This window comes from uncultured Amnibacterium sp. (assembly GCF_964245895.1).
In the GTDB taxonomy this organism is placed as follows: Bacteria; Actinomycetota; Actinomycetes; order Actinomycetales; family Microbacteriaceae; genus Amnibacterium.
The window spans coordinates 23,445-33,389 of the sequence record NZ_CAXTOQ010000019.1; the positions used below are offsets into that span (position 1 = coordinate 23,445).

The window sequence follows — 9,945 nt, forward strand, 5'->3', positions numbered from 1 at the left end:
AGGCTTCGATCCGCTCCTGAACCGTCGATCCGCCGCTCCGGGGGCCCTGCGCGACAGAAGGGGGCGGGCGGACGGCCCCTCGAGTCGCCGACGGCCCCCGGAGCGACCGACGTCGGTCCGGCGCCCGCCCGAAGGTCCTCAGGCGCGGTCGGTCAGGCTCCAGGCGTCCTCGGAGTCCTCGCCGGGAGGCGTGTCGTCGTCGAAGTAGTCGAGCGCCACCTTGCCGCCGCCGCCCGCGGAGGCGCCGTTGCCCGGCATGCCGCGGATCGACGCGAGCGTCTCGGCGAGCTGGTCGCCCGGGACCAGGACGTCGCGCGCCTTCGACCCCTCGGAGGGACCGACGATCTTGCGCGACTCCATCAGGTCCATCAGCCGGCCGGCCTTGGCGAAGCCGACGCGCAGCTTGCGCTGCAGCATGGACGTCGAGCCGAACTGCGTCGTGACGACCTGCTCGACCGCGGCGAGCAGCAGCTCGAGGTCGTCGCCGATGTCCCCGTCGATCTCCTTCGTCGGCACGACCTCCGCGACGTCCTCGCGGTAGTCGGGCTGCGCCTGGTTCTTGACGTGCTGCACGACCTTGGCGATCTCGGCCTCGGTGACCCACGCGCCCTGGATGCGCATCGGGTTCGCGGAGCCCATCGGCAGGAACAGCCCGTCGCCCTGCCCGAGCAGCTTGTCGGCACCCACCTTGTCGAGGATCACGCGGCTGTCCGTCGCGGAGCTGACGGCGAAGGCGAGCCGGCTCGGCACGTTGGCCTTGATCAGGCCGGTGACGACGTCGACCGACGGCCGCTGCGTCGCGAGCACCAGGTGGATGCCGGCGGCCCGGGCCAGCTGGGTGATGCGGACGATCGAGTCCTCGACGTCGCGCGGGGCGACCATCATCAGGTCCGCCAGCTCGTCCACCACCACGAGCAGATAGGGGTACTTCGACAGCTTGCGCTTCGAGTCCGGCGGCAGCTTGATCTCGCCGTTCGCGATCGCCCGGTTGAAGTCGTCGATGTGCCGGAAGCCGAACGACGAGAGGTCGTCGTACCGCATGTCCATCTCCTTCACGACCCACTGCAGCGCCTCCGCCGCCTTCTTCGGGTTCGTGATGATGGGGGTGATGAGGTGCGGGACGCCCTCGTACGCGGTCAGCTCGACCCGCTTCGGGTCGACCATCACCATGCGCACCTCGGACGGCGTCGCCCGCATCAGCAGGCTCGTGATCATCGAGTTCACGAACGACGACTTGCCCGCGCCGGTCGCGCCCGCGACGAGCAGGTGGGGCATCTTCGCGAGGTTCGCGACGACGTGGCCGCCCTCGACGTCCTTGCCGACGCCGATCGTCATCGGGTGCGGGGACTTGCGCGCAGCGGGCGAGCGGAGGATGTCGCCGAGGCTGACGATCTCCTTGTCCTCGTTCGGGATCTCGACGCCGATCGCGCTCTTGCCCGGGATCGGGGACAGGATGCGCACCTCGTTCGAGGCGACGGCGTACGAGAGGTTCTTGGCGAGCGCGGTCACCTTCTCGACCTTCACGCCGGGACCGAGCTCGACCTCGTACCGCGTGACGGTCGGGCCGCGCATGTAGTCCGTCGCCCTCGCGTCGACCTTGAACTCGTCGAGCACGCCCTGCAGCGCCGCCTTGATGCGCTCGTTGGCCTCCGTCTTGGCCTTCGGGACGGAGCCGGCCGCGAGCACGTGCTCGGGAGGCAGGCGGTATGCGCCCGCGGGCGCCTGCGGGCGGAACCCGCCGGGCTCCGCCTCCTGCGTCGTGCCGGCCTCGGCCTCGGGCGCGGGGGACGCGGCGGGCTCCTCCTGCACGGGGACGTGCCGGACCGGGGCGGTGCGGGGCGCCTCCGTCCTGCCCGCCAGCATCTCCTCCAGCGACAGGAACGCGAAGTCGTCCTCGTCGTCGGAGGGGTCGTCGGCCGCCGGCGCCCCGCCCTCCGGCTCTGGGACGAACCCCGTCTCGGGGGCTCCGACCGGGGAGCCGCCGGTCGTGGCTGCGCCGGTGAGGCTCGGATCGACGAGCGGGCTGTCGTACGCCGGGTCGCGGTCGAGGTCGACCTCGGGCTGCACCGGGTCGGCCTGCTTGCCCTTGCTGCCCGGCCACCACCGCTTGCGCTCGCCGCGGGCGGGCAGCTCGGTCTCCTCCACGCCGAGCGCGGCCAGGTCGGCGCCGTGCAGGTCGTCGCCGACGGCGTCCGGCGTCTCCGGCTCGGCGGCCTTGCGACCGCGCCTCGGCGTCTCGGCGGGCTTCCCGGCCGGCTCGGCGTCCGCCTTCGGGCCGGCGTCGAACAGGTACCGGTACAGGTCGCGGAGGCGCTGCGGCAGCCGGGTCGGCGGCGTCTTGGTCAGCACGAAGGCGCTGAGCACGAGCACGAGCACGGCCACCGCGGTCGGCAGCGCAGCGCTGCCCTTCGCCAGAGCCGTGAGCGGGGTCACGATCAGCCAGCCGGCCACGCCGCCGCCGGCCGCGAGCGCCTCCACGCCCTTCTCGGGCGTGGGCCCGTCGGCGATCACCTGGGCGAGTGCGGAGGAGGAGACGAGGAGCATCGCGGAGCCGATGCCGATGCGGCCGTTGTCGTGCACGGTCGCCGGGTGCCGGAACAGCCAGAGCGCGAGCAGGGCCATGAACACGGGGAGGCCGACCGAGATCTGGCCGAACAGCCCGCCGAACGTGTAGAGGTGCACGGCGTGCGCCACGGCGTTCCGCTGCAGGAACCACTCGACCGCGCCGCCGATGACGGCGAGGAGGACGAGCAGGAAGGGCACGCCGTCGCGGCGCTGCTCCTTCTGCAGGGTCTCCGGGCCGAAGGTGCGCGCAGCGCTACCGGCGACGTGCGCGAGGCCGAGGTACGCCTTGGTGGCCATCGTGTCCTGGGGGTCGGCAGGAGCGGCCGCCCTGGTCCTGCTGCCCGCGCCGCCGCGGGGCGGCGTCGACCGGCCGGAGCCCGCTCGCGCGCGCGTCGTGGTGCCCGCGCTCCGTGCGACCGTCGCGCGGGCGGCGTCCTTCCCCCTGGGTGCACCCATGCGGTCGAGGCTAGGCGCGACCCCCGTCCGAGGCGGGCAGGACGGCACCCCCTGATCGGGGGGTCTAGCGCAGCGCCTTGACCATGGTGTCGGCGGCGGCGCCGCGCTCGGCGACGACGAAGCCCTCCGACCGGTACAGGCGCCCGGCGAAGTTGGCGCGCTCCACGCTGAGGCTGATGCGCTGGTGCCCGGCATCGCGCGCGAGGTCGCACGCGGCGACGAGCAGCGCCCGGCCGACGCCGTGCGCGCGGTGCATCGGGCGGACGCCGAGCACGAGCTCGGGCACCCCGGTCGCGACGAACCCGAGGCCGGGCTCGTTCCGCGGCAGCACCCGGAACCAGCAGGCGCCGATCGGGTCGCCGCTGTCCTCCACCGCGACGACGCCGTCGTCGGCCGGGCGTCGCCAGCCCCTCGCGTAGCGCATCACGGCCGCGTCGGCGAGCAGGTCGGTCTTCGGCCGCACGCGGTCCGGGTGCCAGTTGGCGGCCTCGCAGACCATCTCGACGAGGAAGGAGGCGTCGGCGCCATCGGCGCGACGCACGCGGTACGCCATGCCGTGCACCTTCCGCCGGGGGCCGCCAGCGTAGCGGCCCCCGGCAGCGCCTCAGACGGTGGCGGGGTCCTCGGCGAGGATGCCGTCGATCTGGCCCATCGCCTGCTTCAGCCCCTCCTCCATGCCCATCTCGAGCATCTGCTGCAGCTGCTCGCCGGACTGGAAGGTGGTGACGAACACGACCCGGGTGCCGTCCGCCGTCGGCTCGAGGGCGGCCGCCATGTGCGACCAGCCCGTCTCCTCGTCCGGGTGGCCGTCCGCGTCCGCGAACGCGTCGTCGAGCGCGAACGAGCGGGGCTCGTCGACCTCCGTGATGCGCCAGACGCCGTGGGGCTGCTCGCCGTCCGGCCCGGTCATGTAGTAGTGCGAGCCGCCGCCCGGCACGAAGTCGTGGCGGACGAACGTCGCCGGCCAGCCCGGAGGCCCCCAGTGCCGCTGGATCAGCTCGCGGTCCGCGTAGAGCGCCCAGACGCGCTCGACGGGAGCCGCGAACTCGGCGGTGACGGTCAAGGTGTGCTGGTCGAGGTCCTTCTCGACGTCGAGAACGGGCATGCGCTCACTCCTTCGTGCTGGGCTGGTCCTCCGCGAGGAGGCGGTCCATGGTCGCGACGCGGGCCCGCCAGAGGGCCTCGTAGCGGTCGAGCAGCGTCCGCGCGACGCGGATTCGGTCCGGTTCGGCGCGCACCTGCTGCTCCCTCCCGCTGCGGCGCTTCGACACCAGCCCGGCCTGCTCGAGCACAGCGACGTGCTTCTGCACGGCGGGGAGGCTCATCGCGTACGGCCGGGCCAGCGCGGAGACGGACTGCTCCCGGTCGATCACCCGGGCGAGGATGTCCCGCCTGGTGGCGTCCGCGAGCGCATGGAAGATCCGGTCGATCTCCGCCTGCCCAAGTTCCGCCTCTACAACCATTTGGTTGCAGATTACTCCAGCGGCGCCCCGATCACAAGCCTCAGGCGGCCACGATGATCGGGACGATCATCGGACGCCGACGGTGCTTCGTGCTCACCCAGCGACCGACGACCCGGCGCACCACCTGGCTGTAGGCGTGCAGATCGGAGGTGCCGTTGCGGCCGGCGTCGAGCAGCGCGTCGACGATCTGCGGCCGCACCTTCTCGAACACCTCGTCGTCCTCCGCGAACCCGCGGGCGTGGATCTCCGGGCCGACGACGCAGCGACCGGTCGCCGGGTCGATCGCGGCGAAGATCGAGATGAACCCCTCCTCCGCGAGCGTCCTGCGGTCCTTCAGGTCCGCGTCGGTGATCTCGCCGACGCTCGACCCGTCCACGTAGACGAAGCCGAGGTCGTACTGGCCCACGACCTTCGGCACGCCCTGCACGAGGTCGACCGCGGTGCCGTTCTCGGCGATGATCACGCGGTCCTCCGGCACGCCCGTGTCCTTCGCGATCTGCGCGTTCGCGACCTGGTGCCGGATCTCGCCGTGGACGGGCATGGCGCCCCTCGGCTTCAGGATGTTGTAGGCGTACATCAGCTCGCCCGCGGACGCGTGGCCGGACACGTGGACCTTCGCGTTGCCCTTGTGCACGACGTTCGCACCGAGCTTCGTCAGGCCGTTGATCACGCGGTACACCGAGTTCTCGTTGCCCGGGATGAGGCTCGACGCGAGGATGACGGTATCGCCCTCGCCGATCTCGATCGAGTGCTCCAGGTTGGCCATCCGGGACAGGACGGCCATCGGCTCGCCCTGGCTGCCGGTCGACATGTAGACGATGCGGTCGTCGGGCAGCTTCGCCGCCTGCTTCAGGTCGACCAGGACGTCCTGCGGCACCTTCAGGTAGCCGAGGTCCGCGGCGATGCCCATGTTCCGCACCATGCTGCGGCCGAGCAGCGCGACCTTGCGCCCGTTCTTGTGCGCGGCGTCCAGCACCTGCTGCACGCGGTGGACGTGGGAGGAGAAGCTCGCGACCACGACGCGACGCGGCGCGCGCCGGATGACGTCGTCGAGCACCGGCCCGATGGAGCGCTCGAGCGGGGTGAAGCCCGGCACGTCCGCGTTCGTCGAGTCGGCGAGGAACAGGTCGATGCCCCGCTCCCCCAGGCGCGCGAAGGCGCGCAGGTCGGTCAGCCGGTCGTCGAGCGGCAGCTGGTCCATCTTGAAGTCGCCGGTGTGCAGCACCGAGCCGGCGGAGGTGTGGATGGCGACGGCGAGCGCGTCCGGGATCGAGTGGTTCACCGCGACGAACTCGAGCTCGAACGGACCCATCCGCTCGGTCTGCCCCTCCTTCACCGTCAAGGTGTAGGGCTTGATGCGATGCTCCTGCAGCTTCGCCTCGATGAACCCGAGCGTCAGCGCCGAGCCGAGGATCGGGATGTCCCGCTTCAGGCGCAGCAGGTAGGGCACCGCGCCGATGTGGTCCTCGTGGCCGTGCGTCAGCACGATGCCCACGACGTCGTCGAGGCGCTCCCGGATCGGCGAGAAGTCGGGGAGGATCAGGTCGACGCCGGGCTGGTCGGTCTCCGGGAACAGCACGCCCACGTCGACGATCAGCAGCTTGCCGTCGATCTCGAAGACGGTCATGTTGCGGCCGACCTCCCCGAGGCCGCCGAGCGGCAGGATGCGCAGCGCGCCGCGGGCGACCGGCCCGGGCTCGGGCAGCGTCTCGCGCATCAGCGGGTCGTCCCGGCGACCTTGGGCAGCGCGCCGCCGGCGGCCGCGTTGCGGTCGGGACGGAAGTTGCGGAAGTCCGCTCCCGCCACGTCGTGCACCAGTGCCAGCTCATCCTCGATCACAGCGGCTTCGGCCTCCTCGGGTCCGACGAGCGGCAGCCGCACGCGCGGGCTGCCGATACGGCCGAGGCCGTGCAGGACGTACTTCGCGGCGACGGTGCCGGGCACGTGGGTCATGACGGCGCGCACGAGCGGCTCGAGCAGCCGGTGCTGCGCCGTGGCGGTCGCGAGATCGCCGGCGTTCACCGCGTCGACGATCCGCCGGTACGGGGCCGCGGCGACGTTCGCCGTCACCCCGATGAGGCCGGAGGCGCCGATCGCGAGGTGCGGCAGCACGTTCGCGTCGTCGCCGGAGAAGTACAGCAGGTCCGTCTGGTTCAGCACCCGGCTGACCTCGCTGAAGTCGCCCTTGGCGTCCTTCACCGCGACGATGTTCGGGTGCTTCGCGGCGCGGATGATCGTCTCGTACCGGATCGGGACGCCCGTCCGGCCGGGGATGTCGTAGAGGATCACCGGCAGGTCCGTCGCGTCGGCGACCATCCGGAAGTGGGTGAGCAGCCCGGCCTGCGTCGGCTTGTTGTAGTAGGGCGTGACGATCATCACGCCGTCCGCGGCGTGCGCGGACTTCTTGTACAGCTCGATCGCGTGGGCGGTCTCGTTCGAGCCGCCGCCCTGGATGATCCTCGCGCGGCCGCCCGCGACGTCGCGGGCGACCTCGACCAGGCGCAGCTTCTCCGGGTCGGTCAGCGTGCTCGTCTCGCCGGTGGTCCCGGAGACGACGATGCCGTCGGCACCGGCGCTGATCACCGAGTCGATGTGGCGCTCGACGCCGGGCCAGTCGACCTCGCCGTCCGCCGTGAACGGCGTGACCAGGGCGACGAGCACCTGGCCGAAGGGGTTCTCGGGCACGGACGACGACCCTACCCGGCGCACCCGGACGCCTCGTCCGGCGCTCTCCGCCGTGCGCGCTGCGGCTCCGCTGGCTCGCGCGCGCACCGCTCGCGCGCTCGCCGCGTTGCGCGTGCAGGACCGCGTGCCGCGTGCAGGACGGGACCGGCGGCCCCGTCCTGCACACCGCACGGCGTCCTGCGGACGGCACGGCACACCGCACCGCGTGGCGGCGGCCCGCCGCCGGACTCAGCGGATGGTCACGGGGCGACGCGGCCGTTCTTCGTGAACGCGGCGTGGGTGTGCGGCATCAGGGTGGCCCACTGCGCCTCCATCGCCTCCGCCACCAGCTCGATCTCGCGCTGCGGGAAGGACGGCACCGCGGCCTCGGGGTGCTTCGTGCGCAGCGACAGGAAGTTCATCAGGCTGCGGGCGTTCATCGTCACGTACATCGAGGAGAACAGGTTGAGCGGCAGGACGATCCGCGCCACCTCGCGGGCGACGCCCTCGCCGAGCATCCGGCGGTACGCGGCGTACGCGGACAGCGACTGCTCACGGACAGCTTGCTGGACCGCCTCGTGCTGCTCGGCCGACCCGGGGAGGAACTCGTACGCGCCGGGCTTGCCGACCTGGATCAGGTTCCGCGACGCGTCCGGCACGTAGAACACGGGCAGCAGCTCGCGGTAGCGGCCCGACTCCTCGTTGTAGGAGGCGATGCGGTGCCGCATGAACTCGCGGAACACGAAGATCGGCGCCTGGACGTAGAAGGTCATGGAGTTGTGCTCGAACGGCGACCCGTGCCGGTCGCGCATCAGGTAGTTGATCAGGCCGCGGTCGCGCTTCTCGAGGTCCTCCGTCGCCGCGTCGCCCAGCGACTGCTCGCCGATCGTGGACACCCTGGCGGCGAACAGGACGTCGGCGTCCCGGGCGGCCGAGCGCACCAGCTCGACGGTCATGGCGGAACGGAACTGCGGCTCTTCGTCGGTCACGCCGCCACCGTATCGACGGGTGCGGACACCTACGCTCGTCGGGTGATCGGCCTGGTGCTCGCCGTGGCGGCGGCCGCCGCTGGCGCCGTCGGATGGGTGTGGTGGCGGGGCGACGGGCAGATGCGGCTCGGCTCGCTGGAGGTCGTGCAGCCGGGCCAGGTCGCGCTGCCGGCCGCCGCCTTCGGGGCGAGCGGCACGCTGCTGCTGTTCGGCTCGCAGCAGGACCGCAGGACCGCGGCGGTGCGCGAGCGGCTGCAGGCGCTCGCGGGCGATCGGCCGGGCATCGCGGTCGCGGAGGTGGACCTGACCGTCCGCGGGGACATCGCCGGACCCTTCGCGGTCACCCGCACCCCGACCGTCTTCGTGCTCGACCCCGACCGGCGCCTGCTCGCCCGGGTGAAGGGCGCTGCGGACGAGGACGTGCTGCACCGCGCGCTCGCGACGCTCCACCAGCCTGCCGACTGACCCGCCCGATACCCTCGCACCATGGCGCAGAAGCGGGTCCCGGTGCCGTCGGCGAAGCCCGCCCAGCGCCGGGCGCCGCACCCCCCGCCCGCGGCGGTCCCGAAGCCGATCGTGCGGAAGCCGATCGCGAAGGACAGCCGCCTGACGGTCCTGGTGGCGGGCGCCTCCGGGGTCATCGGCACGGAGCTGGTGCAGCAGCTGACCGCCGCCGGGCACGTCGTGCAGCGCCTCGTGCGGCGCCCCCCGAAGGCGGAGCACGAGTTCAGCTGGGCACCCGACGCGAAGATCCTCGACTTCCGCCTGCTCGAGAGCGTCGACGCCGTCGTGAACCTGTCGGGCGCCTCCCTGAACCGGATCCCCTGGACGGCGCGCTACAAGGAGCAGATCCTGCGGTCGCGCATCAAGGCGACGCAGGCGCTCGTGGAGGCGATGGGGATGGCGTCGTCGCCGCCGCCCGTGTTCCTGTCCGGCTCCGCGGTGGGCTTCTACGGGGACCGGCCCGGCGAGACGCTGACCGAGGCGTCGCCGCGCGGCACGGGGTTCCTCGCCGACGTCTGCGTGGAGTGGGAGGCGGCGGCGCTGCTCGCCCCCTCCCGGACCCGCACCGTGCTGCTGCGGACGGGGGTCGTGCTCGCAGCCGCCGGCGGCGCGATGCAGCCGCTGACGCTCGCGACCCGCTTCGGGCTCGGCTCCACGGTCGGCCACGGCACGCAGCACTGGCCGTGGATCTCGCTGCACGACGAGGCGGCCGCCATCGCGCACCTGCTGACGAGCGCGATCGAGGGGCCCGTCAACCTGGTGGGCCCGACGGCCGCGACGAGCGAGGAGATCACCCGCCGGCTGGCCGCCGACCTGCACCGCCCGCACGTGCTGCGACTGCCGGAGGCGGTCGTCGGCGTCGGCATGGGCGAGATGGGCCGCGAGCTGCTGCTACCCAGCCAGCACGTCGTGCCGGCGAAGCTGGAGGCGGACGGCTTCGTCTTCCGGCACCGCACCAGCGACGAGGCGATCGACGCGGTGGTCGGCTCCGAGTCCTGAGCCCGCACGTCCGCCTCCGGGTCCCGGGGCCGCGCTCCGGCGAGGGCTTGAGCAGGACAGAACGCCGTCAGCAGGCGAGAACGGCCCGGTTCGTCCTGCTCAAGCCGTTCTGTCCTGCTGTCGCCCTCGGTTCGTCCTGCTGACGCTCTCGGGCCGCTCGCGCCGCAGCACGTCGTCCGTGGCTCGCAGCCACGCGAGCGTCGCCGTGCGATGTCGCTCGCCGAGGGCGTCCATCGCCGGGACGGACGCGACCAGGTCGACGAGGTCCGATCTCATGCCGAGCCGCTTCCGTCCGAGATCGTCAG

10 protein-coding genes are annotated in these 9,945 nt (G+C 72.6%); 2 read left to right on the forward strand and 8 right to left on the reverse strand.

All coding sequences use genetic code 11. The annotated features are described in order from the left end of the window. Window positions 1–138: 138 nt before the first annotated feature. The 7 genes from ACFE60_RS04800 to thyX all read right to left on the reverse strand — a co-directional run bounded on the left by ACFE60_RS04800 (window position 139) and on the right by thyX (window position 8,104). Entirely contained in the window at window positions 139–3,021 is a 2,883-nt protein-coding gene (locus tag ACFE60_RS04800) for a DNA translocase FtsK (RefSeq protein WP_375387702.1), read from the reverse strand. 64 nt (window positions 3,022–3,085) lie between these two features. Beyond that, window positions 3,086–3,574 (reverse strand): GNAT family N-acetyltransferase, encoded by a 489-nt coding sequence (locus ACFE60_RS04805; protein ID WP_375387703.1) that lies wholly within the window; start codon window positions 3,572–3,574, stop codon window positions 3,086–3,088. A 51-nt stretch (window positions 3,575–3,625) separates the two neighbouring features. Further along, on the reverse strand, window positions 3,626–4,126 hold the full coding sequence (locus ACFE60_RS04810; RefSeq protein ID WP_375387704.1) for an SRPBCC domain-containing protein: 501 nt from the start codon (window positions 4,124–4,126) through the stop codon (window positions 3,626–3,628). 4 nt (window positions 4,127–4,130) lie between these two features. Next, window positions 4,131–4,484: an ArsR/SmtB family transcription factor gene (locus tag ACFE60_RS04815; RefSeq protein ID WP_375387705.1), complete on the reverse strand. Its 354-nt coding sequence runs from the start codon at window positions 4,482–4,484 to the stop codon at window positions 4,131–4,133. Window positions 4,485–4,524: 40 nt separating this feature from the next. Further along, a complete protein-coding gene (locus tag ACFE60_RS04820) occupies window positions 4,525–6,201 on the reverse strand; it encodes a ribonuclease J (protein WP_375387706.1) in 1,677 nt (558 codons plus the stop codon). Continuing rightward, entirely contained in the window at window positions 6,201–7,169 is a 969-nt protein-coding gene (dapA, locus tag ACFE60_RS04825; RefSeq protein ID WP_375387707.1) for a 4-hydroxy-tetrahydrodipicolinate synthase, read from the reverse strand. Before dapA ends, ACFE60_RS04820 begins: the two co-directional genes overlap by 1 nt. Window positions 7,170–7,408: 239 nt before the next feature. Beyond that, window positions 7,409–8,104, reverse strand: a complete 696-nt coding sequence (gene thyX, locus ACFE60_RS04830) for an FAD-dependent thymidylate synthase (RefSeq protein ID WP_375387712.1) — start codon at window positions 8,102–8,104, stop codon at window positions 7,409–7,411. 75 nt (window positions 8,105–8,179) lie between these two features. Here thyX and ACFE60_RS04835 point away from each other — a divergent pair, with 75 nt between their 5' ends. After that, window positions 8,180–8,602 (forward strand): TlpA family protein disulfide reductase, encoded by a 423-nt coding sequence (locus ACFE60_RS04835; RefSeq protein WP_375387708.1) that lies wholly within the window; start codon window positions 8,180–8,182, stop codon window positions 8,600–8,602. Window positions 8,603–8,623: 21 nt separating this feature from the next. Then, window positions 8,624–9,640, forward strand: a complete 1,017-nt coding sequence (locus ACFE60_RS04840; protein WP_375387709.1) for a TIGR01777 family oxidoreductase — start codon at window positions 8,624–8,626, stop codon at window positions 9,638–9,640. 99 nt (window positions 9,641–9,739) lie between these two features. Here ACFE60_RS04840 and ACFE60_RS04845 read toward each other — a convergent pair. Continuing rightward, a partial coding sequence (locus tag ACFE60_RS04845) for a hypothetical protein (protein WP_375387710.1) occupies window positions 9,740–9,945 on the reverse strand: 206 nt, incomplete at its 5' end.

What these genes read in the sequence shown, in the direction of transcription:
- thyX (WP_375387712.1), bottom strand. Translation starts at nt 8,104, where the DNA reads ATGACCGTCGAGCTGGTGCGCTCGGCCGCCCGGGACGCCGACGTCCTG.
- ACFE60_RS04820 (WP_375387706.1), bottom strand. Translation starts at nt 6,201, where the DNA reads ATGCGCGAGACGCTGCCCGAGCCCGGGCCGGTCGCCCGCGGCGCGCTG.
- ACFE60_RS04810 (WP_375387704.1), bottom strand. Translation starts at nt 4,126, where the DNA reads ATGCCCGTTCTCGACGTCGAGAAGGACCTCGACCAGCACACCTTGACC.
- ACFE60_RS04805 (WP_375387703.1), bottom strand. Translation starts at nt 3,574, where the DNA reads ATGGCGTACCGCGTGCGTCGCGCCGATGGCGCCGACGCCTCCTTCCTC.
- ACFE60_RS04800 (WP_375387702.1), bottom strand. Translation starts at nt 3,021, where the DNA reads ATGGGTGCACCCAGGGGGAAGGACGCCGCCCGCGCGACGGTCGCACGG.
- ACFE60_RS04840 (WP_375387709.1), top strand. Translation starts at nt 8,624, where the DNA reads ATGGCGCAGAAGCGGGTCCCGGTGCCGTCGGCGAAGCCCGCCCAGCGC.
- ACFE60_RS04815 (WP_375387705.1), bottom strand. Translation starts at nt 4,484, where the DNA reads ATGGTTGTAGAGGCGGAACTTGGGCAGGCGGAGATCGACCGGATCTTC.